We start from the raw sequence: 23490 nt of genomic DNA, 5'->3' as shown, positions 1-23490 counted from the left end.
TCGCCCGCCGGACAGGACATCGGATCGCACATGGCCCCGCCCGTTTCGCCCTCGCTCACCGAGCAGAAGCTCCTCCGCCAGCGCCTCGACGCCGCCCACGCCGAAGCGGCCCAGCCGCTGTCGCGGGACGAGGTGACGGACATCGTCCGCTCCATCCTCTCCAGCATGGACGGCGACATCTCGGTCACCGATCTGCGCCTCTACAAGGAGGTGGTGGATCTCGCCAAGGTCATCGAGAACGCGAAGCTGGAGATGGCCGCGCTTCAGCCGGCCGAGATCCGCGACCAGCACATCCCGACCGCCACCGACGAGCTGGACGCCGTGGTCGGCGCCACCGAACAGGCGACCTTTGCGATCTTCGACGCCTGCGACGTCATCACTAACATCGCCGGGCAGATCGACCCGGAAAACAGTGCCAAGCTGTCGGAGCAGGTCACCAAGATCTTCGAGGCCTGCAACTTCCAGGACATCACCGGCCAGCGCATCAGCAAGGTTGTCCGCACGCTGAAGCACATCGAAGCCAAGGTGGACATGATCGTCGCCGCCTTCGGTGACGAGGTGCGCCAGAATCACGCTGGTCATCATGCCGGCCATCACGCGGCGGCCGCTGCGGCGCACGCCCCCAATTTCGCGACCGACCGTCCCGACGACGATCCGGAAACCGCGCTGCTGCACGGGCCGCAAATGGCCAGCAACGCCATGGACCAGGACGAGATCGACCGCCTGCTGGCGAGCTTCGACTAGCCCATGGCGGTCCCTGGCCAACCCAAGACGGGCTTTTCGGGCGGCCACTCAGGTCCGAACAACGGCAGCATCGTCCTTCTGCTGTCGCTGTTCCTGCTGCTTCTGGTCTTCTTCATCGTGCTGAACGCCCATTCGGTGCAGACGACCCAGCGCGTGAAGGCGGTCATCAGTTCGCTGGAGCGCAGCTTTCCCGCCTTCGTGATCGACCCGCGCCTGCGTGACGGGACCGATCCGCTGGCCTCGCGCACCGGCACGGTCTTCGCCGTCGAACGGCTGGACGGGGTGGGCGAACTGTTCGCCACCGCCGTCGCCGTCGCCAAGGTGGACACGGTCACCCCCGGCCGCTTGATGGAGGTGCGCCTTCCCGCCGACGAGCTGTTCGTTCCCGGCACCGCCCAGCTTCGCCCCGACCGCCAGGGCCTGATCGACCGCGTGTCGCTCGCCTTGCGCGAATCCCGCGCCGGCGAAAAGGTCGAGCTGGACGCGCTGCTCGCCATTGGCCCCACCGGCACCCCCAGCCAGCCGCCTGGTCCCGTGGCGCGCGCCGGCGCGCTGGCCCGGCTGCTGATCGCCGACGGCGCCCCGCCCGAAGCGGTAACCGTGGGCATCGAGCGCGGCGACCCCGGCGCGATCCGCTTCCTGTTCAGCCTGCGCATGGCCGACGAAAAGCCGGCTCAACGCGCCGGGGGAGGGCGCCGATGATCCGCGTTCCCAAACTCCCCACCGCCCAGGACAAGAGCGGCGGCCACGGCCGCACGATGTGGCTGATCAGCTTCACCGACCTGATGTCGCTGCTGCTCGCCTTCTTCGTGCTGATGTATTCGATGAGCGAGCCGGAGGCGCAGCGCTGGACCGGCCTAGCCAAGGCCTTCACCTCCGCCCGCTCCACGGCCACCACGCCGTCCAACGCCGCGCCCGAGCCCAAGGCGGCCTTCAACGCCGCCACGGTGGAGCCGCATTCGGCGATCAATCTCGACTATCTCGGCGCCCTGTTGCGCAGCCAGGCGGCCTCGAACGCCGAACTGGCCGCCGTGGAGGTGCGCCGCGAGGACGACCGGGTGGTGATCGTTCTGCCGGGCGCCACCATGTTCGACGAAACCGGCGGCGCCTTCACCGAGCAGGGGCGGCGCCTGTTGTTCCTGCTGGGCGCGGTGGTCGCGCGCACCGGCAACCGGATCGAGGTGGTCGGCCATGCGGAGCGCGAGGACCCGTCGAACGGGTTGTCCTGGGAACGTGCGCTGACCCGCGCGGTTGCCGTAGCGGCGGCGCTGCGCGAAACGGGCTACAAGCGCGACCTTGTGGCGCGCGGCGTGATGGCGTCTCAGGGGGCGAAGGGTACGGCGCGCGTCGACATCATCGTGCGCGACGAGGCGGAGGGCTGATGCGGATGGGCGGTGGCGTTCGGGCATACCGGCGGTGGCTGTGCGGCTTCGTGGCCGCCACGGCGCTGTTCGCCGCGCCGCACGCCTTCGCCGCCGACGTGCCGGTCCGCGCCGCCACGCACAAGACGTTCGGGCGCATGGTCTTCGACTGGCCGCAGCCGGTGAACCACACCGCGCGGGTGGAGGGCGACACGCTGGTCATCGCCTTCGACCAGCCGATCAACGCCGCGCTCGACCGCGCCGTGGCGGCTCTGCCCGGCTATCTCTCGGGCGTGCGGATCGGCGGCGACGGCAAGACCGTCACCTTCGACCTGAAGCGCCCGGTGACGCTGAAGTCCTTCCGCAACGGCAATGCCGTCGCCTTCGACCTGTCGCCCGCCGCTGCCCAAGCGGCCGAGTCGCCCAAACCCGCTCCGGCACCCACCCAGGCCGACCTCCAGGCTCAGCTGCGCGGCTCCTCCGCGCCGCCCGCCGCCAAGGAACCGACCGGCTCCGCCGCCAGCACTGCCGCCGCGCCGTCCGTCGGCAAGGTCTCGGTCCGCGCCGCCGATCACCCGAACCACAGCCGTCTGGTCTTCGACTGGCCCAAGGCACCCGACTACACGCTCCAGCGCGACGGCGCGTCGGTGACCGTGCTGTTCGACAAAGGCGGCAACGCCGACCTGTCGCAGGCGAACCGGGCGAAGCTGCGCAACGTCCAGAACATCGAGCAGTACCGCCAGCCCAACGGCGCGCTGGCCGTGACCTTCGCCGCCCCGCAGGACGCCGAGATCAAGGAGGCCAAGAGCGGCAAGTCGCTGGTCCTGGACGTGCTGAACGCCGGCACCCGCAAGGCGCCCGACGCGCCGGCCGTCGCTCCCGCCCCCGTTCCCGCCCAAGCGCAGGCCGCTCCGCCGCCGCCGGCCCCGCCGGGCGCGACCACCACCACCGTGCGCCCGCAACCGGCCACCCCATCGGCCGTCCCGCCGGCCCCGACGCCGGCCGCTCCCGCCCCGACGGCGCCTCCGCCGCCGAAGGATGCGCCCAGCGTTGCCTCCGCGACCTCCAGCGCCACGGCCTCCGGTGCCAACACCGCCGCCGCGACACCCGGCAAGCCGGCGCCCGCCGCAGCCGCCCAAGGCCCCTCGCTCGTCTTCGACGCGGGCGGCCCGGCGTCCGTGGCGGTCTACCCGCGCGCCGGCCAGCTCTACATCGTCTTCGATAAGCCGTTGCCCATCGGCGCCGGCAAGGCCATGGGCAACGGTTCGGAGATGCTGGGCGCCATCGAACCGGTGCCGGCGACCGGTGGCAGCGCCTTCCGCACCAAGATCGGTCAGATGATCTGGCCGAACATCGAACGTCAGGGCACGATCTGGCGCATCACGCCGACCACGCGCCTGACCGGCACGCCGCCCACTGACCTGCGCATCGACGCGGAGCCCGACTTCCTGCTCGGCGCCCGTCTCGTCGTGCGCGCGCCCGACGCGGCGTCGGTCGTCACCATCTCCGACCCGGACGTCGGCGACCGGCTCCAGATCGTGCCGCTGCCCTCGCCCGGCAACGCCATCGCCGACTCGCGCCGCTACGCCGATTTGGAGGTCATGCCCTCCTACCAGGGCATCGTCGTGCGTCCGATTTCGGACAGCGTCACCGTCCGCCCGGTGAAGGAGGGCGTTGAGCTGACCACGGCCGGTGGCCTGCACCTGTCGCCCATGGCCGACGCCGGCAACCGCCAGCCTAGCCCGCCGCCACCGCAGCAGGTTGCCGCAGCACCGCAACCCATGCCCGGCGCCTCCGCCTCGCTGGCCCCCTCCGACCCGAAGCCCCCGCCGCAGGGCAAGCGCCTGTTCGACCTGCCGGCCTGGAAGCGCGGTGACCTCGACCGCTACACCGAGAACCGGCAGAACCTTCAGCTCGCCATCGTCAACGCCCCGGATTCGGAGCGGCCGAAGGCCCAGCTCGACCTTGCCCGCTTCTACTTCGCCAACGGCTTCGGGCAGGAGGCGCTGGGCATGCTCGACGTGCTCCAGCAGGCCCAGCCGGACCTGGAGGGCTGGCCGGAGTTCCGCGCCTTGCGCGGCGCCTCCCGCGTACTGACCGGCAACTTCGAGGGCGCCGCCGAGGATCTCGGCCACCCCAACCTCGCCAACAACGCGGAGGCCGCGCTCTGGCGCGCCGCCATCGCCGGCGAGAAGGGCGACTGGCCGGCCGCCCACACCGGCTTCAAGGCCGGCGGCTCGATCCTGCATTCCTACCCCGACCCGATCCTCGCCAAGCTGGGCCTCAAGGCCGGCGAGGCGGCGCTGGAGATGCGCGACCCGGCCTTCGCCAAGCGCATCCTCGACCGCGTGATCGAACGCGGCGGCCTGGAGGCGGAGGAACGCCCCGACCTGCAATATCTGCGAGGCCTCTACTACGCCCAGAACGGCGAGCCAGACCGCGCGCTGGAGCAGCTGAAGGCGTCCTTCAACAGCCTCGACCGCTATTACCGCGCCAAGGCCGGCCTCGCGCTGGTGAATCTGGAACTGGCCGAGGGGCGCATGTCCCCGCCTGCCGCCGCCGAACAGCTGGCCGGCTTGACCTTCACATGGCGCGGCGACGACCTGGAAATGCAAATCCGCCAGCGCATGGGCGAGGTGCTGATTGCCGCCGGCCAGTACGCCGACGGCTTCAACGCCATGAAGGAGACGGCCGCGCTGGTCGCCGACACGCCGCGCGCCGAGGCCATCACGCGCGAGATGTCGCGCATCTTCGCCGACCTCTACAAGGACGGCGCGCAGCGCCTGTCCACCCTCGACGCGCTCCAGCTCTACGACCAGTTCCGCGAACTGACCCCGGTGGGGGAGGCGGGCGACGAGGTGATCCGCCAGCTGGCCGAACGCCTGATCGCCATCGACCTGCTGAACCGCGCGTCCGACCTGTTGCAGCATCAGGTGGAATACCGCCTGTCCGGCCTGGAGAAGGCGCGGATCGGCACGCGCCTCGCCTCGGTCCGCCTGCTCGACAATAAGCCGGAGCAGGCCCTCCAAGCGCTGGAGCTGTCCAACATCCCGAACATTCCCGCCGACCTCGCCGCCGAACGCCGCCTGATGCAGGCCAAGGCGCTGGCCGAACTCGGCCGTGGCGACGAGGCGCTGCTGCTGCTCGCCCAGGACGACAGCAAGCCGGCCAACCTGCTGCGCGTGGACATTGCGTGGCGCGCCCAGAAATGGGAGGCGGCGGCTTTCGCCCTCAACAAGGTCATCGGCCCGGCCCCCACCGGCAAACAGCCGATCGACCCCGCCACGTCGCAGCTTGTGCTGAACCGCGCCGTGGCGCTGGCCCTGTCCGGCGACGGCACCGCCCTCAACCTGCTGCGCAAGGATTTCGGCCCCGCCATGGCCGGCGGTCCCGACGCCGACGCCTTCCGCGTGCTGACCCGCCCCGAACAGGCGCTCGGGCTCATCGACGTGAACACCGTCCGCTCCCGCGTGGCGGAGGTGGACGTGTTCCAGAAATTCCTGAAGAACTATCGCGGCAAACAAAGCGCCGCCAACCCCGGCACCGCAGCGGTGAATTGAACGAAAAAGCCCCTCTCCGATGGAGAGGGGCTTTTTCGTTCAGAGCTGCACCTGCGTTCCCAGCTCCACCACGCGGTTCGGCGGAATCTTGAAGAAGTCCGTGGCGCTGACCGCCGTGCGGGACATGACCACGAACAGCTTTTCGCGCCACTGAGCCATCTGCGGGTTGATGCGCGGGATCAGCGTCTCGCGGCCCAGGAAGAAGGAGGTGGACATCACGTCGAACTCCAGCCCGAACGCCTTGCACAGCCGCAGCGCCTTGGGAATGTTCGGCTCCTGCGAGAAGCCGTAGCGCACCGTCAGCCGGTAGAAGCCCTCGGCCAGCCCCTCGACCAGCACGCGGTCCTTGGCCGGTACGCGCGGTACGTCCTCGACCAGCACAGTCAGGAAGACCACGCGCTCGTGCATCACCTGATTGTGCTTCAGGTTGTGCAGCAGCGCGATCGGCACCGTATCGGCGCTGGAGGTCATGAAGACCGCGGTGCCTTTCACGCGCTGAATCTCGCCCGACTTTGTCTCGCCCGACTTTGTCTCGCCCGACTTGGCATGGCGCTTGATGAAGCTGTCCAGCGGCAGCGAATCCTCGGCCAGCCGGCGGGCCAGCACGGCGCGCCCGCGCCGCCACGTGGACATCAGCCCCAGCGTCACCGCCGCGATGACCAGCGGCACCCAGCCGCCGTGCGGGATCTTCACCGCGTTGGCGAAGAACAGCGCCAGATCGACGGTCAGGAACAGCGCGCCCACCGCCAGGCACACCGGAACGCTCCAGTTCCAGCGGCGGTGCGCGACGACCAGGGCCAGGATGGTGGTGATGACCATGTCGCCGGTCACGGCGATGCCGTAGGCGGTCGCCAGCTTGCTGGAGGACTGGAACCACACCACCAGCCCGATCACGGCGAACAGCAGGCCCCAGTTGGCGCGCGGGATGTAGATCTGCCCGCCTTCCTCGCTGGAGGTGTGGCGGATGTCCAGGCGCGGACACAGGCCGAGCTGCACCGCCTGCCGGGTCAGCGAGAACACGCCGGAGATGACCGCTTGGCTCGCGATCACCGCCGCGCAGGTCGCCAGCAGGATCATGGGGTACAGGCCCCAGTCCGGCACCAGCAGGTAGAAGGGGCTGCGCACCGCCTCCGGCTCCGTCAGCAGCAGCGCGCACTGGCCCAGATAGTTCAGCAGCAGTGACGGCAGCACGACGGCCAGCCACGCGATCTTGATCGGCCGGCGCCCGAAATGGCCCATGTCGGCGTACAGCGCCTCGCCGCCGGTCACGGCCAGCACGACGGCGCCCAGCACCAGAAAGCCGACCCAGCCGTTCGATTGGAAGAAGGCCACGGCGTAACGCGGATCGAGCGCCGCCAGGATCTGCGGCTCCTTCACCACCTCGACCAAACCGACCACGCCCAGCGTGACGAACCACGTGACCATGATTGGGCCGAACAGCGTGCCGACCTTGGCGGTGCCGTGGCTCTGGATGGCGAACAGGACGATCAGGATGCCGATGGTCACCGGCACCACGACCGATTCCAGCGACGGCTGCGCGACCTCCAGCCCCTCCACCGCCGACAGCACCGACACGGCCGGCGTGATCATGCCGTCGCCGTAGAACAGCGCCGCGCCGAACAGGCCCAGCGCCATCATGCCGGACAGGCGCCCGCTGGCGTCCGGCCGGCTGTTGGTGGCCAGCGCCAGCAGCGCCAGGATGCCGCCTTCGCCCTTGTTGTCCGCCCGCATGACGAACAGCACGTACTTGACGGTAACCACAAGGATCAGCGCCCAGAACACCAGGGACATGATGCCCATGATGTTGGCCGGCGTTAGGGCCAGCCCGTGCTCCGGCGAAAAGCATTCGCGCAGCGTGTACAGCGGGCTCGTGCCGATGTCGCCATAGACGACGCCGAGCGCGCCGAGCGTGAGCGCCGCCAGCTTGCCCGTGTCGGGCGCTGCGGCTTTCAGAGTCGTTTCTGACATGTGGGGGCTGGGTGAGGTCCGGAAAGGGTCCGAGCGGGGGACGAAGAAGCCTCAATGCACACTGGGCTGCGCCGGTCGGTTCGGGCGCTCCTCACCGACCGTCATACGCGCTTCCGTCGTGCAATACCAGCCGAACGTGCATGCCCCGTCCCAGGGGGGCGTTACCTGCGACGATCCGCGCGGGTCACCCCTACAGCGTGCCGAAACTGCGCGCCAGCGACCCGGCGATCAGGTACCAGCCGTCCACCAGCACGAAGAAGATGATCTTGAACGGAATCGCCACCATGGTCGGCGGCAGCATCATCATGCCCATCGACATCAGGATCGACGCCACCACCATGTCGATGATCAGGAAGGGCAGGAACAGCAGGAACCCGATCTCGAACGCCCGCTTGATCTCGGAAATCATGAAGGCCGGCACCAGAACGTGCATCGGCGTCTGGGACGGCTCGGTGACGTTCTCGATGCGCGCCATGTCCATGAACAGGCGCAGGTCCTTTTCGCCGGTATGCCGCAGCATGAACTCGCGCAAAGGCGCGGCCGTGCGGCGGACCGCCTCCATCTCGTCGATGTCCTGGTTGATCAGCGGCTGGATGCCCTGGGTGTAGGACCGCTCGAACACCGGGGCCATGACGAAGAAGGTCAGGAACATCGCCAGCGACATCATCACCGTGTTCGGCGGCACCTGCTGCACGCCCAGCGCGGAGCGCAGGAACGACAGCACGATGACGATGCGCGTGAAGGCGGTCATCATGATCAGGATCGACGGCGCCAGCGACAGCACCGTGATCAACGCGATCATCTGGACGATGCGCCCCGTGGCGGAACCGCCGGCATCGCCCAGGTCGAAGGTCATGCTCTGCGCCAGCGCCGGCCCGGCGGCCAGCGCGCCCGCGACGCCGATGCCCAGCGCCAGCAGCCCGGCCAAAATCAGGCGCTTTCCCACACTCACGGCTTGGTCTCCTGCGGCGCGGCGGCCTCGGTCATGGCGCTGCGGAAGCCGGCCTTGGCCCCCTGTTCGACCACCACGTCGCCCAGCGCGCTCAGCAGCAGCAGATGTTCTTGGTCGTCGCGGCGCACCAGCACCAGCCGGCGCTTGGCGTCCAGCGGCAGCACCTCGACGATGCCCAGGCGGCGCTGCCGCGCGGGCGTGGAGACCATGCCGCCGAACCCGATGCGGCGCATCACCCACGCCACCAGCATGATCAGCACGATGACGAACAGAAGGGCGACGGTGAAGCGTACGTACTGGTCGATGTCCATGGCTCAGGACGACTTTTCGGGCAGGGGATCGGGAAGCGCGCCCGGCGAGGCCCCGCGCCCGTAGGCGGCGGCGGCGCGCTGGCGCGCGGTGTGCGGGTCGGGCCGGCCCTCGGCGGCGGCGGCCATGGAGTCCTGCTGGCGAGCCAGCGCTTCGGCCAGCGCGTCCAGCGCCCGGAGCAGCGATTCCAGATCGGCCAGAAGCGTCTTGTCCCCGCTCGCCTGCGCGGTGCCGCACAGCTCCGCGACTCGCGCGTCCAGCCCGGTCATGTCGATGGGGGCGCCGGTCTCGGCCTGGGCGCGCGCCTCGTCCAGCGCGGCGGCCACGGCGGCGATGTCCTTATGGAGGGCGGCGGTCACGGCGCGTCTCCCGGCAGTTCATCCCCGTCCCGCGGCATCGTGCCGTTGGCGCGGTAGACGTAGGCGAGGATCTCCGCCACGGCGGCGATGGCCTCGATTGGGATTTCACTGTCCACGTCGATGGCCGACAGAACCTGCACGAGGTCGGCGTCCTCGCGCACCTTCACGTCGTTGGCGAAGGCCAGTTCCAGGATCTGTTCGGCGACGTGGCCCTTGCCGGTGGCCACGATCTTGGGCAGGGACTGCGTCCCGAACTCATACTTCAGCGCCACCGCCACGGGGCGGCGCGCGGGAGGGCGGTTGTTCGAGGACGGCGCGGACAAGGGATTCCTGCCGAATGGCCTAGGTCAGTCCGCGCATCCTGTGGGAATATGCTTAACGAAGCATGAAAGCGTAAGCGGCGCTTTCCCTTATTGTCCCTGCTTCGGCGGCTCCCCGTGCATTTGCTGGTGCATGGCCCCATGGCCGGTTCCGCCATGCTCCATACCGCCGGCTCCCATACCGCCGGCTCCCATACCGCTCGGCCCCATGGCGCCCGCGCTCTGGATGGGCACCTCCACGGTCACCGCGCCCGCCTTGGCGAAGGTCAGCGTTACCGGGAACCGGCCGCCCTGGGTCAGCGGCTGCTTCAGGCCCATCAGCATGACGTGCAGCCCGCCGGGGCGCAGCGCGACCGACTCGCCGGGGGGCAGCTCGATGGCGTCCACCTCGCGCATCTTCATGACGCCGTTGTCCATCAGGTGCGTGTGCAGCTCTGCCTTCTCGGCCACCGGGGTTTCGGCGCCGACGAGGCGGTCGGCCTCGGTTCCGCCATTCTTGATGGTCATGAAGGCCGCCCCGCTGCGCGCTGCCGGGGTGCCGGCCCGCGCCCAGGGCTCCGTTACCGCGACGGTTCCATCGGCGAGGGCTGTTCCGGCGGTGAAGGTCAAGCCAGCGAAGGTCAAGGCGGCTATTCTGGCGAGCATGCTCATGATCGGCGTCCCAACGGCTGCGTTCGCGAATTGGCCGCCACCTTACCACGCCGGCGGCCACCGTCCAGCCGGCCACCTTCCAGTCGGCCCAGGTCCGCCTGAGGGCTCAACCGGCGAGGTTCAGTCGTGGGCCGACACCCCGCATTCATTCTTCATTAACATAAACAGGCGACCATCAACGTGACCCGCCGCGTCCGCGATTTCGCGTGCGTGGGGAACTTCATTTCCGGGACAGGGCCATGGACCTCGGCAATCTCGGCCTCTTCAAGCTGATGTCGCGCAAGATGGGCTGGCTGACCCAGCGCCAGCAGGTGCTTGCCCAGAACATCGCCAACGCCGACACGCCGGAGTTCAAGGGCAACGACCTGAAGCCCTTCTCCTTCCGCGACGCCCTGTCCGACAGCCGCCGTTTGCAGGCCAGCGTGACCAACGCCGCCCACCTTCAGGGGACGCGCGGCGCGGGCGGCATGGACAAGGAACAGCGCCAGAAGAACCCGTACGAGACGGCGCCCGACGGCAACAACGTCATCCTTGAAGAGCAGATGATGAAGGTCGGTCAGAACGCCATGGACTACCAGACCATCACCAACCTCTACAAGAAACAGGTCAACATGATCCGGACCGCGATGCGCAGCGGCGGCGGCTGAGGAGGGGTAGGGGAGACACGGCATGGACCTCTACAAGGCAATGGCGGTTTCCGCCTCCGGCATGAAGGTGCAGGGCACGCGCCTGAAGGTCATCGCGGAAAACTTGGCGAACGCCAACACCACGGCCGAAACGCCGGGCGATCTGCCGTACCGGCGCAAGGTCATCACCTTCCAGAACGCGCTCGACCGCCAGATGGGGGTGGAGACGGTCCGCGTCGCCAAGATCGACGTGGACAAGAAGGATTTCGAACGGCGCTACGACCCGTCGCACCCCTCGGCCGACGCCGACGGCTACGTGCTGATGCCCAACGTCAGCTCGATCATCGAGGCGATGGACATGCGCGAGGCCCAGCGCTCCTACGAAGCCAACCTGTCCGCCATTGACAGCGCGCGTCAGATGCTGACCCGCACGATTGATATTCTCCGCACCTGACGGTGCTGGGCGATACCCTCCGCACCTGATCCGGCCGCCTGAAGGAAGGAAACCCGTCCCATGGTCAACCCCATCAACGCCGCCGCGGCCTACGCCTCCACCGCCGCCCGGACGACCGGTCCCGGCATGGGGCCGCGTGACGGCGTGTCCTTCGGCGACGTGCTGGAACAGGCCGCCAAGGACGGCATCGGCACCCTGAAGCAGGGTGAAAAGATGACCGCGCTGGCCGCCGTCGGGCAGGCCGACCTGACCGACGTGGTGCAGGCCGTCACCAACGCCGAGGTGACGCTGCAGACTGTCACCACCGTGCGCGACAAGGTGCTGAGCGCCTATCAGGAAATCCTGCGCATGCCGATCTGATGGGCCGATCCGACGGCGCGCTTTCTCTGGTCCTCCCGCCATGAACGAAACCGAAGTCATCGAGATCTGCCGCACCTCCATCGTCACGTTGGTCTTCGTGATGGGGCCGATCCTCGTCATCATGATGGCGGTCGGCACGGTCATCTCGGTCTTTCAGGCTGTGACCCAGATCAACGAGCAGACGCTCGCCATGGTGCCGAAGGTGCTGGTGGTCTTTGGTCTGTCGATCCTGCTGATGCCCTTCATGCTGGGTGAATTGCGGGAGTTCTTCCAGCACGAGATCGCCGACCGCATCGTCGCCATCGGGACCGGATCGAACGGCGTGCCCGGCGCCGGCGGATGAACGTCCTTCAGCAGCTTCTGGGGGAGCAGCTGTTCGTCTGGCTGCTGGTCTTCACGCGGGTCGGCACCGCCTTCAGCGTGATGCCGACCATCGGCGACGCTTTCGTTTCCGCGCGTACGCGCCTCCTCTTCTCGCTAGCCGTCAGCGTCCTGGTCGCCCCGATTCTGACCGACCGCATGCCGGCGATGCCGTCCAACGTCTTCAGCCTCCTCGTGCTCATGGTGGGGGAAATGGCGGTGGGCATCTTCCTGGGCACCGTGGCGCGCCTGCTGATGGGCGCGCTGGAGGTGGCGGGCACCATCATCGCGCTGCAGACCGGCCTTGCCAACGCGCAGATGTTCAACCCGGCCATGGCTTCCCAGGGTTCGCTGCCGGGCGCGCTTATGGGCTGGCTGGGGCTGTTGCTGATCTTCATCACCAACCTGCACCATCTGCTGATCATGGCGGTGGTGGACAGCTACGCCACCTTCGTGCCCGGCGCGCCGATCCCCATCGACGACATGGCCAACGTGGTCGGCCAGCTGGTGTCGAAAAGCTTTCTGCTAGGCGTCCAGATGTCGGCGCCGTTCCTCATCTCGGGCATGCTGTTCGCGCTGGCGCTGGGCCTGCTGAACAAGCTGGCGCCGCAGATCCAGGTCTTCTTCCTGTTCACGTCGATACAGGTGGCGCTCGGGCTGTTCATGTTCGCGCTGACGCTGGCGGCGATGATGATGTTCTGGCTGACCCATTTCGAGGCGGCCTTCGTCGATTTCCTGAAACCGACCTGATCGGGGAGGAAAGCCGGTGTCCGAAGACGCGGACGAGTCATCCAAAACAGAAGAGCCGACACAAAAGAAGCTCGACGAGGCCCATAAGGAAGGTCGCTACGCGCTCACCCAGGAAATCGGCAACTGGCTGATGGTGGCGGCCGCCCTCGTCATTCTGGTGTCAATCCTGCCGGGCACCATGAAGGGGATGGTCCCGCGCCTGAATTACTACTTCGCCAATTTCGACCAGATCCCCATGGATCAGGCATCGGTCGGGATGGTTTTGATGCGCCTGCTGAAGGACACACTGTGGGCGTTGTGGCTGCCGCTTCTGCTGCTGGGCTTTGCGGGCGTGATCGGAACGGTCGGGCAGAAGGGGTTCAACGTCTCCTGGTCGCTGATCGCGCCGAAATTCGAGAAGCTGAATCCGCTGCCCGGCCTGAAGAACATGTTCACGGTCGAGAAACTCGTCGAACTCGGCAAAAGCCTGGCCAAGCTGGCGGTGGTCGGTGTCGTCGCCTACATGGCGTTGCAGCCGATGATGACCGGCATCGAGCATTTCATCGGCATCGACATGATGCTGCTGGTCCGCGAGATGGACAGCCTCACCTTCCGCCTGCTGGCCGGCGTGCTGGCGATCCTCACGGTGATCGCCGCCGCCGACCTGTTCTGGCAGCGTCACAGCTACAACAAAAAGATGAAGATGACGAAGCAGGAGGTGAAGGACGAGCACAAGCAGGCCGAAGGCGACCCCCATGTGAAGGGCCGCATCCGGCAGCTCCGCTTCGAACGCGCGCGCAAACGCATGATGGCCGCCGTGCCCAGCGCCGACGTGGTGGTGACGAACCCGACCCACTTCGCCGTCGCGCTGAAATACGACTCGCAGACGATGGGCGCGCCCATGGTGGTTGCCAAGGGCGCCGATCAGATCGCCTTCAAAATCCGCGAGATCGCCGAGGCGAACGACGTCCCGGTGATGGAGAACCCGCCGCTCGCCCGCGCGCTCTACGCCACATGCGACATCGACGAAGAAGTGCCGTCCGAGCACTATCGCGCGGTCGCGGAAGTCATTACCTATGTTTTCAAGCTGAAGGGGCGTTCGGCGCGGAACTGATCGGCGTCGCGCGCCCCCTCCCGGTGGCGAACGGCTTTTCGGAGTTTCGGTGGACGACGCAACCTCATCCTTCGTCGACGGCGCCCGCGCCGGTCTTCCGGCCGGATCCATGGGCGGCATGACCGGCGCCGCGTCGGATCGGTCCGGCCGGGCGATGGCCGCCGTGGCGCTGTCGGCGCTGGCCGTCATCGGGCTGGCGGTGATGGCGGCGGGCCTCGTGCTCGACCACGATGTTCTGGCCTGGATCGGCATCGCCGTCGCCGCGACCGGCGCGACCGTTCTGGCAATCCGGCTCAGCATGACGCGGCGGCGCCTGACCCACACCGGCGTCCTGCTCGGCGGCGCGCTGGAGGGGCTGCCCACCGGCCAGCTCGTCTGCGACGGCTCGGGCCATGTCGTCTTCGTCAACACCGCCTTCCGCACCCTGATCGGCTGGAGCGAGGGCGAGCCGCCGCTCCGCGCGCTGGAGCGCCAGTTCGCCGCCGACCCCGACAGCGCCGCCGAGTTCCGCCGCCTGCACGAGCGCGTGCGCGGCGGCGTCTCCGCCACGGCCGAGCTGGCGGTTCTGCGCGACGGGCGGCCGACCGAATGGCGGCGCATCCAGGCCCAGCCCATCGACGGCCATCCCGGCGCCGCGCTCTGGCGGGTGGAGGACATCACCGCCCGGCGCGAGCTTGACCAGGTGATGCTGCGCGAGCAGGCAAAGCTCGTGGACTTCATGGACCACGCGCCGGTCGGCTTCTTCTCCGTCGATCAGGACGGCCATTTCCTGTTCGTGAACGCCACACTGGCGAAGTGGCTGGGCTGCGCGCCCCGCGACCTTATGGAGAGCAGCCGGCGCCTGCACGAGGTGCTGGCCCACCCGCCCGTCAACGCCGCCCCCTACGACCTTCTGGAGGGCGGCGGGGTGGAGCAGCGCGGCGAGGTCGCCATGCGCGGGCTCCAGGGCCGCCGCTTCCAGGCGTCGATCGCACAGACCGTGGTGAAGGCGGAGGACGGCCACACCGTCCACACCCGCTCCGTCGTCCGCGACCTGACCCCGGAGCGCGAATGGCAGGAGGCCCTGCGCCTGTCCGAACAGCGCTTCCAGCGCTTCTTCGAGGACGCGCCCATCGGCATCGCTCTGGTGGACGAGGGCGGGCGTCTGGCCGAATGCAACCAGGCCTTCCTGACCCTGATCGAAAGCGAATCGATGAGCGTCATCGGCCGTCCCATGGCCGACCTGATCGTGCCGGCCGAGCGCACCATGGTGGCCGAGCGTCTGACCGCCGTGCAGGGCGGCGCCGACCCGGCCGCTCCGCTGGAGGTACGCCTGTCCGGCGGGCGCGAACTGGTGGCCCAGCTCTACGCCCGCCGCCTCGGCGGCGTCGGGGCGGAGGGTGGGGCGGGCCTGATCCTGCACTTCATCGATATGACCGAGCGCAAGAGCCTGGAGGCCCAGTTCGCCCAGTCGCAGAAGATGCAGGCGGTCGGCCAGCTGGCCGGCGGCGTGGCCCACGACTTCAACAACCTGCTGACCGCGATGATCGGCTTCTGCGACCTGCTTCTGCTCCGGCACAAGCCGGGCGACCAGTCCTTCAGCGACATTATGCAGATCAAGCAGAACGCCAACCGCGCGGCCAACCTCGTGCGCCAGCTTCTGGCCTTCTCGCGCCAGCAGACGCTACAGCCGCGCATCCTCAGCGTCACCGACGTCCTGGCCGAACTCGCGAACCTGATGCGTCGCCTGATCGGCGAGAACATCGAGCTGAAGATGATCCACGGCCGCGACCTCGGCCTCATCAAGGTGGACCAGAACCAGCTGGAGCAGGTCATCATCAACCTCGTGGTCAACGCCCGCGACGCCATGGCCGGCGGTGGGCGGCTGACCATCGTCACCTCCAATCACACCGTCACGCACCCCCAGCGCCGCGAGCACGAGACCATTCCGGCCGGCGAATACATCTCCGTGGAGGTCATCGACACCGGCTGCGGCATCCCCAAGGAGAACCTGCAACGCATCTTCGAGCCGTTCTTCTCCACCAAGGAGGTCGGCTCCGGCACCGGCCTCGGTCTGTCCACCGTCTATGGCATCGTGCGCCAGACCGGCGGCTTCGTTCTGGTCGATTCGGTGGTGGGGGAGGGGACGACCTTCACCCTCCTGCTGCCCCGCCACCAAGGCGAGGTGAAGCCCGTGGACCATGGCGAACCGCGCGAGCGGCGCGGCAGCGACCTGACCGGCTCCGGCACCATCCTGCTGGTGGAGGACGAGGACGCCGTCCGCGTCTTCTCCGCCCGCGCTCTGCGCAACAAAGGCTATCAGGTCCTGGAGGCGAAGAACGGCGAGGCCGCGATGCAGCAGATCGGCACCGACGGCAGCCGCATCGACCTTCTGATAACCGACGTCGTCATGCCGCAGATGGACGGCCCGACGCTGGCCCGCCACGTTCGCAAGATGCGCCCGGAAATGAAGGTGATCTTCATCTCCGGCTACGCCGAGGACCGCCTCGGCGAGATCGACGGCGTCGAAGTCGCCCACTTCCTCCCCAAACCCTTTTCCCTGAAGCAGCTCGCCTCCAAGGTCAAAGAGGTCATCCGGGAAGGGAAGTAAATTCCCTCCCCTGCAAAGCGGGGGAGGGTTAGGGAGGGGGCAATAACGACAACGGCCCAACCCGCCACCCGAAATACGGCCAAGCCTCCGTCCCCGGCACCTCCACTTCCTCCCACCCAGACAGCCCAACCCGTCGGTCCGACAGCACCAGCGCCCCCGGCGCCAGGAACGGTTCGATCAACCCGCCGACCCACCCGCTAATCCCGTCCTCGTCCTCTTCCCGCGCGCTTCCCACATCGGCGTGCACCAGCCTGACCGACCGCCCGAACCGTTCGGCCGCCTTGGGCAAGGTGTCCCGGAAATCCCCCAGGAACAGCCGGTCCTCATCGGGCACCAACGCAGTCGGCACCCTCAGCCACATGTCGAACACCAGGATGTCCCGCGCCGGAAACAGGGTGCGCAAATGATCGTAGGTCCGGCCCTTGCCGAGGCCGACTTCCATCACCATACCATGGGTTCCCGCGACACAACCCGCCGCCCAGCCCAGCGCCACGCGCTGCGCCGTTAGCCGGTCGATCATGCGGTCGAGCGTGGATTTCAGGGGCCTCATGCGATCCTCCGCGACGGTCCCCAACCCTAACCCAGCACCAACTCCATGCCGCCCGCGCATCGGTGGCAACCTGCCTGAACAACAGGCCTAAAAATGAGAACATACAGTGAACTTTTTGCCTTTGCCGAAGAGAACGAAACTGGTACGATGTGCCCCGTTGCAAGAGCTTCGGCCGTGTGATCTAAGAGAGGGAGACGGGCATGTCGTCCGCACAGCTTCGTTTGGTCGAGAAGGATTCCATGGATAAGCAGAAGGCCCTGGACGCCGCGCTGAGCCAGATCGAGCGCGCCTTCGGCAAAGGCTCGATCATGAAGCTCGGCGCCCGCGAGAACACGGTCGAGACGGAGGTCGTTTCCACCGGCTCGCTCGGCCTCGACATCGCGCTGGGCATCGGTGGCCTGCCGCGCGGCCGTATCGTCGAGATTTACGGTCCGGAAAGCTCGGGCAAGACGACGCTGGCGCTGCACGCCATCGCCCAGGCCCAGAAGGCCGGCGGCACCTGCGCCTTCGTGGACGCGGAGCACGCGCTCGACCCGGCCTATGCCCGCAAGCTCGGCGTGAACATCGACGAGTTGCTGATCTCTCAGCCCGACGCCGGTGAGCAGGCGCTGGAGATCGCCGACACGCTGGTGCGCTCCGGCGCCATCGACGTGCTGGTGGTCGACTCGGTCGCCGCGCTGGTGCCGCGCGCCGAACTGGAAGGCGAGATGGGCGACAGCCACGTCGGCCTGCACGCCCGCCTGATGAGCCAGGCGTTGCGCAAGCTGACCGGCTCGATCGCCAAGTCGAACTGCCTGGTGATCTTCATCAACCAGATCCGCCTGAAGATCGGCGTGATGTTCGGCAACCCGGAGACGACGACGGGCGGCAACGCGCTGAAGTTCTACGCCTCGGTCCGTCTGGACATCCGCCGCATCGGCTCCATCAAGGACCGCGAGACGGTGGTGGGCAACCAGACCCGCGTGAAGGTGGTGAAGAACAAGATGGCCCCGCCGTTCCGCGTGGTCGAGTTCGACATCATGTACGGCGAGGGCGTCTCCAAGGTGGGCGAGCTTCTCGACCTCGGCATCCAGGCCGGCGTGGTGGAGAAGTCCGGCGCGTGGTTCTCCTACGACGGCACCCGCATCGGCCAGGGCCGCGAGAACGCCAAGAACTACCTGCGGAACAACCCCGACATGGCCAACGCCATCGAGGCGAAGATCCGCGGCAACGCCGGCCTTGTCGCCGACGCCATGATGGGCACCCCGGAAACCGACGGCGACGCTGCCTCTCCGGAGTAAGTCGCGGCGGCCTCCGCTGACGAACGAAGCCCCTCTCCACCGGAGAGGGGCTTTTTCTTTGGAAAACTCAGAACGGAATGATGACGCGGCCCCAGGCGCGGGTGTCGTCGCCGCCGTAGTTCTTCTCATGCACCGTGCGGGTCAGATAGCCCTGCAGGATGATCTTTTCGAAGTTGTAGCCGACAAGCGCACCCAGCGCGATCTGCTCCTGCTTGGCGTAATTGGCCGTCGGCTTGTTCAGGTCCCACGACGCGAAGCCAACTGGACCGACCGTCCACTTGCCGAAATTCTTCGTCGCGGTGAGGTCGATGTTTAGGAAGTCCGGGTTGACCGTCTTCGACACCGACCGTGTGTTGATGCCGTAGATGGTGTTGGCCGTGAGGTTCCAGTCATCGGCGGTGTAGCTGATGCCGAGCCGCTGGTTGATCGAGGTCGAATCGAACCCCAGGCGGTTGCCCACCGGCAAATAGACGCCCAGCAGGTAGCTGACGCCCAGCCCGTTCCCCAGATCCCAGGCCAGCTGTCCGGCCAGGAACGGGTTGTACATGCCGTTCTCGTGGTCGGCGTCCTCGATGCCGACCTCCAGGGCGGGCAGGGCGGCCAGCAGTTGAACCCGCGCGCCGAGCAGCTTGGCCGGCGTGGACCACGCCAGCACCGGGATGTTCACGCCCAGCGTCACGTCCGGATTGCCGTTCTCCCCACGGCGGACGCCCCAGTCGAAGGTGTCGACGAAATACACGCCCTCCGGCAGGGGCGCGCCGACGGCCAGACCGATGGTCTCGCCGGGCTGCGTCACCGACCCGGCCGAGGCCGGCGTCGCGCAGAACGCCGCCACGCAGGCCGCGACGGCCACGCTGCTCTTCAGGGCCAACTTGCCAATAGATTCACGCGCCTTGGTGCCAAGCTGCTTTAGCATCTTTTCCGTTCTTCCCCCAAATCGAACGCCGCTCCGCCAAATCCTTTGGCGCTCATTCACAGCTCAAATGTCCGTGCGGAGAGGCCGGCGGTAATCGCCATTCCGGCGCCTCAATGCGCCGTGGCGTAATACGAACGGAAGGAGGTGTACGAACAATGCGACTATCGTCGCGCAATTCGCCTTTTATTCGCCATGCGTCATCCCGCGCTTGCGAAGTGGAGTGCCGTTTCCATCCGCTTCAATCGCCCATGATTGGGTGACGATCGCTCTTTTTTGAGGGCGCTCGACGTTGGTATTGTGCGGATGGTTCTGAAATCAAACGGGTTGTTGTCCTGATATAGAGATTAATAACAGCTGCGTTGTACGGAAGTATGATTTGCCTCGATTCGCCACGCTAAGTCATTGATTGCATGTTATGTGCGCCGCAACAAGATTTATGGTGACAATATAGTTCTTTGGTCGAATTTGTACTTAAGAACGAAGTCGCCGCTCAGCCCGTGATGGTCGCCCCGTTTCTAGCGTCGCACGGCGTTTCATCCGCCGCGCGGCCCCTGCGGAAAAGCCGCCAAACCCCGCACCGCTGGCGTTCTGTGGACAGCCACACCAAGTCACGCTAAAAGCACGGTTCGGCCGCGCGAAGGCCGTGCTGACGAGTTTCCGGAGCCTGGACCCGCCCTATGCAGACCGCCAACGACATCCGCCGCACGTTCCTGGACTATTTCGCCAAGAATGGCCATCAGGTCGTGGACTCGTCGCCGCTGGTTCCGCGCAACGACCCGACCCTGATGTTCACGAACGCCGGCATGGTGCAGTTCAAGAACGTCTTTACGGGGGCGGAGCAGCGGCCCTACAAGCGCGCGGTCACCTCGCAGAAGTGCGTGCGCGCGGGCGGCAAGCACAACGACCTGGACAACGTCGGCTACACCGCGCGCCACCACACCTTCTTCGAGATGCTGGGCAACTTCTCGTTCGGCGACTACTTCAAGGACGACGCCATCGCGTTCGCCTGGAACCTCGTCACGAAGGAGTTCGGGCTTCCGGCGGACAAGCTGCTGGTTACCGTCCACACCTCGGATGAGGAAGCGGCGGGCATCTGGCGCAAGGTCGCCGGCCTGTCGGACGACAAGATTATCCGCATCCCGACCGACGACAATTTCTGGCGCATGGGCGACACCGGCCCCTGCGGTCCATGCTCGGAGATCTTCTTCGACCACGGCCCGCACATCGCCGGCGGTCCTCCGGGCTCGCCCGACCAGGACGGCGACCGCTTCATCGAGATCTGGAACCTCGTGTTCATGCAGTATGAGCAGCGTGGGCCGGACGACCTGATCGCGCTGCCGAAGCCCTCCATTGACACCGGCATGGGCCTTGAGCGCCTCGCCGCCGTCCTCCAGGGCAAGCACGACAACTATGACATCGACCTGATGCGCGCGCTGATCGTCGCGTCGGCCGAGGCCACGAAGACCGCGCCGGACGGCGCGCACGCCGTCTCGCACCGGGTCATCGCCGACCACCTGCGCTCCTGCTCCTTCCTGATCGCCGACGGCGTGCTGCCGTCGAACGAGGGGCGCGGCTACGTGCTCCGCCGCATCATGCGCCGCGCCATGCGCCACGCCCACATGATCGGCGCGCGCGACCCGCTGATGCACCGCCTCGTCCCGGCGCTGGTCCAGCAGATGGGCGACGCCTACCCCGAACTGAACCGCGCCCGCGCCCTGATCGTCGAGACGCTGAAGCTGGAGGAGACCCGCTTCAAGCAGACGCTGGAGCGCGGCCTGCGCCTGCTGGAGGACGAGGTCGGCCGTCTGGGCGAGGGCCAGCCCCTGCCGGGCGACGTGGCCTTCAAGCTCTACGACACCTACGGCTTCCCGCTCGACCTGACCCAGGACGTGCTGCGCACCCAGGGCCGTCCGGTGGACGAGGACGGCTTCAAGGCGGCCATGGACGAGCAGCGCCGCAAGGCCCGCGAGTCCTGGGCCGGCTCGGGCGAGGCGACGACCGAGAAGCTCTGGTACGAGCTGAAGGACGAACTGGGCGCCACGGAATTCTTCGGCTACGACACCGAAGTCGCTGAAGGCAAGGTGACCGCCATCGTCAAGGGCGACGCCCGCGTCGATCAGGCGTCGCTGGGCGATGAGGTTCTCGTCATCGTCAACCAGACCCCCTTCTACGGCGAATCCGGCGGTCAGGTCGGTGACCAGGGAGTCATCTTCTCGGCCACCGGCGCCGAATTCGCCGTCTCCGACACCCAGAAGAAGCTCGGCGCCGTCTGGGCGCACGTCGGCACGATCACCAAGGGCACGCTGAAGGTCGGCGACGTGGTGGAACTGCGCGTGGACACGGAGCGCCGCTCGGCCATCCGCGCCAACCACTCGGCCACCCACCTGCTGCATGAGGCCCTGCGCCACCGCCTGGGCGAGCACGTCACGCAGAAGGGCTCGCTGGTCGCACCCGAGCGTCTGCGCTTCGACATCAGCCAGCCGACCGGTCTGTCGCAGGACGACATCGCGGCCGTCGAGGACGAGGTGAACCGCCGCATCCTCGCCAACAGCGAGGTCATTACCCGCCTGATGTCCCCGGACGAGGCCAAGGCCGCCGGCGCCATGGCCCTGTTCGGCGAGAAGTACGGCGACGAGGTCCGCGTCGTCTCCATGGGCGGCCCGCACGGCGAGATCGACCGTGACTACTCGGTGGAGCTGTGCGGCGGCACGCACGTCCGCCGCACCGGCGACATCGGCCTGTTCAAGATCGTCGCCGAGGGCGCGGTCGCGGCTGGCGTCCGCCGCATCGAGGCGCTGACCGGCACCGGCGCCAAGGCGTGGCTGTCGGAGCGCGACCATCTGCTGACCGAGGCGGCCTCCGCCCTCAAGGTCCGCCCCGAGGAGGTTCCGGCCCGCGTGGCCTCCCTCGTCGAGGAGCGCAAAAAGATGGAGCGCGAGCTGGCCGAGCTGCGTCGTCAGGTCGCCATGGGTGGCGGCGCCAAGGCGGACGGCGGTGGCGAGACCAAGGACATCGCCGGGGTGAAGTTCGCCGCCCGCGTGGTGGACGGCCTGCCGGCCAAGGACCTGAAGCCGATGGCCGACGAGCTGAAGAAGCAGGTTGGCACCGGCGTGGTCGTCCTGATCGCCTCGAACGAGGGCAAGGCCTCCATCGTTGTCGGTGTCACCGACGATCTGACCGCTAAGCTCAGCGCCGTCGATCTGGTCCGCGTGGGCGCGGAGGCTCTGGGCGGCAAGGGCGGCGGTGGCCGTCCCGACATGGCCCAGGCCGGCGGTCCGGATGCCTCTCTCGCCCCGACGGCGGTGGAGGCCATCGAAAAGGCCATCGCCGCGAAGGCCGCGTCTTAAGCCGTTCGGCTGCTTCGTCGTGTCGCAACCGTTTGCGGCCGCAACCGCTTGAACGTCCGTGGCCGGGATACGTACCCTGACGATGGGGGAAATGCCCGGCCACGGAGCGTGCCATGCCGCACATCATCTGGCGCACCAGGATGAGCGTCGGGGTCGAGCGGATCGATGAAGACCACAAACAGCTGATCCGCCACCTGAACGACTTGGATTTGGCGATCAACCACGCCCGCTACGACCCAAAGCTGGTCGCCAGGACTCTGCTGCATCTGTTCGAGTACACAAAGACCCATTTCGACCGCGAGGAAAAGCTGATGCTCGCCGTCGATTATCCGGGCTACGAAGACCACAAGAAGCTGCACGACACCGCCAAGAAGGCGCTGCACGACATCAGCGCGGAGTTCATGCAGCATCCGACCAAGCAGGCGGCCGAGCGTATCTACGACTTCACCGCCGACTGGCTGGTGCACCACATCGTCATGGTGGACACTAAGCTCACGCCCTATATCGTGGGGAATCACCCCGCACATTGAGGGTGGGCCGGTCCGGTATCCCGTACTCCCGGAACTCCCGCCCCAGCCGTCCGGTCAGCGCCAGCCCCAGCATGCGGTAGTCCGCGGCCAGGGACGCCAGCGGCGCGTCCAGCGTCTTCGGCCGGTTCCCCTCCACCAACAAGTGGCCCAGCCACGCCATCCCGTACCCCACCAGCGGTGCGGCCAGCAGCGCCCGCCGGTCCCGCCGCGCCACCCCCACAACCAGCAGCGCCGTCGCCGCCAGCGTGCCCGTGACGTGCAGAGCCCGGTTCACCGGATGCCGGTGCTGCTCCAGATAGCCGGGCCAGAAATTCGGATCGGTTTGCTTGGTGTTGGCCATGACGACCTCCTGTTTCCGGGAACGCCGGGCGCCCGTCGCCGGTTCCGTCTTGCACAGCGCCCGCCATGCT

General features: G+C 67.5%; 23 protein-coding genes. 14 read left to right on the top strand and 9 right to left on the bottom strand.

What is annotated here, in order from left to right:
* Positions 1–30: 30 nt before the first annotated feature.
* Genes J2852_RS05725 through J2852_RS05710 form a run of 4 tightly spaced genes read left to right on the top strand, consistent with a single transcriptional unit; the run spans position 31 to position 5665 of the window.
* Positions 31–744 (top strand): protein phosphatase CheZ, encoded by a 714-nt coding sequence (locus J2852_RS05725; RefSeq protein ID WP_209872298.1) that lies wholly within the window; start codon positions 31–33, stop codon positions 742–744.
* Between the two features lie 3 nt (positions 745–747).
* Positions 748–1446: a hypothetical protein gene (locus tag J2852_RS05720; RefSeq protein WP_246499330.1), complete on the top strand. Its 699-nt coding sequence runs from the start codon at positions 748–750 to the stop codon at positions 1444–1446.
* Positions 1443–2126 carry a flagellar motor protein MotB gene (locus J2852_RS05715; protein WP_209872295.1) on the top strand — a complete coding sequence of 228 codons (684 nt, stop codon included), beginning with the start codon at positions 1443–1445 and terminating at the stop codon, positions 2124–2126. The genes J2852_RS05720 and J2852_RS05715 overlap by 4 nt, the downstream gene beginning before the upstream one ends.
* 5 nt (positions 2127–2131) lie before the next feature.
* Positions 2132–5665, top strand: a complete 3534-nt coding sequence (locus J2852_RS05710) for a tetratricopeptide repeat protein (RefSeq protein WP_209872292.1) — start codon at positions 2132–2134, stop codon at positions 5663–5665.
* A 39-nt stretch (positions 5666–5704) separates the two neighbouring features.
* On the opposite strand, the gene J2852_RS05705 is transcribed toward J2852_RS05710, so the two are convergent.
* The 6 genes from J2852_RS05705 to J2852_RS05680 all read right to left on the bottom strand — a co-directional run bounded on the left by J2852_RS05705 (position 5705) and on the right by J2852_RS05680 (position 10224).
* Positions 5705–7633 (bottom strand): potassium transporter Kup, encoded by a 1929-nt coding sequence (locus J2852_RS05705; RefSeq protein WP_209872289.1) that lies wholly within the window; start codon positions 7631–7633, stop codon positions 5705–5707.
* A 190-nt stretch (positions 7634–7823) separates the two neighbouring features.
* Positions 7824–8579: a flagellar type III secretion system pore protein FliP gene (fliP, locus tag J2852_RS05700; RefSeq protein WP_209873301.1), complete on the bottom strand. Its 756-nt coding sequence runs from the start codon at positions 8577–8579 to the stop codon at positions 7824–7826.
* A 2-nt stretch (positions 8580–8581) separates the two neighbouring features.
* Positions 8582–8896, bottom strand: a complete 315-nt coding sequence (locus tag J2852_RS05695) for a FliO/MopB family protein (RefSeq protein WP_209872286.1) — start codon at positions 8894–8896, stop codon at positions 8582–8584.
* 3 nt (positions 8897–8899) lie between these two features.
* The gene (locus J2852_RS05690) at positions 8900–9253 is read right to left on the bottom strand and encodes a hypothetical protein (RefSeq protein WP_209872284.1); all 354 of its coding nucleotides are present in this window, start codon (positions 9251–9253) and stop codon (positions 8900–8902) included.
* Positions 9250–9576 carry an EscU/YscU/HrcU family type III secretion system export apparatus switch protein gene (locus J2852_RS05685; RefSeq protein ID WP_209872281.1) on the bottom strand — a complete coding sequence of 109 codons (327 nt, stop codon included), beginning with the start codon at positions 9574–9576 and terminating at the stop codon, positions 9250–9252. The genes J2852_RS05690 and J2852_RS05685 overlap by 4 nt, the downstream gene beginning before the upstream one ends.
* A gap of 87 nt (positions 9577–9663) precedes the next feature.
* The gene (locus J2852_RS05680; protein WP_209872277.1) at positions 9664–10224 is read right to left on the bottom strand and encodes a copper chaperone PCu(A)C; all 561 of its coding nucleotides are present in this window, start codon (positions 10222–10224) and stop codon (positions 9664–9666) included.
* Between the two features lie 239 nt (positions 10225–10463).
* Between J2852_RS05680 and flgB the strand changes: the two genes are divergently transcribed.
* The 7 genes from flgB to J2852_RS05645 are packed head-to-tail and all read left to right on the top strand — an operon-like array spanning position 10464 to position 16457.
* Positions 10464–10871, top strand: coding sequence for a flagellar basal body rod protein FlgB (gene flgB / locus J2852_RS05675; protein WP_209872274.1), 408 nt, complete (start codon positions 10464–10466; stop codon positions 10869–10871).
* A 22-nt stretch (positions 10872–10893) separates the two neighbouring features.
* Positions 10894–11304 (top strand): flagellar basal body rod protein FlgC, encoded by a 411-nt coding sequence (gene flgC, locus J2852_RS05670; protein WP_209872270.1) that lies wholly within the window; start codon positions 10894–10896, stop codon positions 11302–11304.
* Between the two features lie 60 nt (positions 11305–11364).
* On the top strand, positions 11365–11664 hold the full coding sequence (gene fliE / locus J2852_RS05665; RefSeq protein WP_209872268.1) for a flagellar hook-basal body complex protein FliE: 300 nt from the start codon (positions 11365–11367) through the stop codon (positions 11662–11664).
* A 40-nt stretch (positions 11665–11704) separates the two neighbouring features.
* Positions 11705–12007 (top strand): flagellar biosynthetic protein FliQ, encoded by a 303-nt coding sequence (locus tag J2852_RS05660; protein WP_209872265.1) that lies wholly within the window; start codon positions 11705–11707, stop codon positions 12005–12007.
* On the top strand, positions 12004–12774 hold the full coding sequence (gene fliR, locus J2852_RS05655) for a flagellar biosynthetic protein FliR (protein ID WP_209872262.1): 771 nt from the start codon (positions 12004–12006) through the stop codon (positions 12772–12774). Before J2852_RS05660 ends, fliR begins: the two co-directional genes overlap by 4 nt.
* 16 nt (positions 12775–12790) lie before the next feature.
* Positions 12791–13867: a flagellar biosynthesis protein FlhB gene (flhB, locus tag J2852_RS05650; protein WP_209872259.1), complete on the top strand. Its 1077-nt coding sequence runs from the start codon at positions 12791–12793 to the stop codon at positions 13865–13867.
* Between the two features lie 49 nt (positions 13868–13916).
* Positions 13917–16457 carry a PAS domain S-box protein gene (locus J2852_RS05645; RefSeq protein ID WP_343206683.1) on the top strand — a complete coding sequence of 847 codons (2541 nt, stop codon included), beginning with the start codon at positions 13917–13919 and terminating at the stop codon, positions 16455–16457.
* Positions 16458–16485: 28 nt separating this feature from the next.
* On the opposite strand, the gene J2852_RS05640 is transcribed toward J2852_RS05645, so the two are convergent.
* Positions 16486–17007 carry a class I SAM-dependent methyltransferase gene (locus tag J2852_RS05640; RefSeq protein WP_209872257.1) on the bottom strand — a complete coding sequence of 174 codons (522 nt, stop codon included), beginning with the start codon at positions 17005–17007 and terminating at the stop codon, positions 16486–16488.
* A gap of 200 nt (positions 17008–17207) precedes the next feature.
* Between J2852_RS05640 and recA the strand changes: the two genes are divergently transcribed.
* Positions 17208–18287, top strand: a complete 1080-nt coding sequence (gene recA / locus J2852_RS05635; RefSeq protein ID WP_209872253.1) for a recombinase RecA — start codon at positions 17208–17210, stop codon at positions 18285–18287.
* A gap of 67 nt (positions 18288–18354) precedes the next feature.
* On the opposite strand, the gene J2852_RS05630 is transcribed toward recA, so the two are convergent.
* A complete protein-coding gene (locus tag J2852_RS05630) occupies positions 18355–19203 on the bottom strand; it encodes a transporter (protein ID WP_209872250.1) in 849 nt (282 codons plus the stop codon).
* Between the two features lie 677 nt (positions 19204–19880).
* Between J2852_RS05630 and alaS the strand changes: the two genes are divergently transcribed.
* Both alaS and J2852_RS05620 read left to right on the top strand, forming a co-directional pair.
* Positions 19881–22550 (top strand): alanine--tRNA ligase, encoded by a 2670-nt coding sequence (gene alaS, locus J2852_RS05625; RefSeq protein WP_209872247.1) that lies wholly within the window; start codon positions 19881–19883, stop codon positions 22548–22550.
* A gap of 113 nt (positions 22551–22663) precedes the next feature.
* Positions 22664–23080, top strand: coding sequence for a bacteriohemerythrin (locus J2852_RS05620; RefSeq protein ID WP_209872244.1), 417 nt, complete (start codon positions 22664–22666; stop codon positions 23078–23080).
* Here the strand turns inward: J2852_RS05620 and J2852_RS05615 are convergent.
* Entirely contained in the window at positions 23043–23420 is a 378-nt protein-coding gene (locus tag J2852_RS05615) for an Mpo1-like protein (RefSeq protein ID WP_209872241.1), read from the bottom strand. The two genes, J2852_RS05620 and J2852_RS05615, sit on opposite strands and share 38 nt — an antisense overlap.
* Between the last annotated feature and the right edge of the window lie 70 nt (positions 23421–23490).

The organism is Azospirillum soli, assembly GCF_017876165.1.
GTDB classification, from domain to species: domain Bacteria; phylum Pseudomonadota; class Alphaproteobacteria; order Azospirillales; family Azospirillaceae; genus Azospirillum; species Azospirillum soli.
This window is presented reverse-complemented; position numbering and strand designations above follow the sequence as displayed.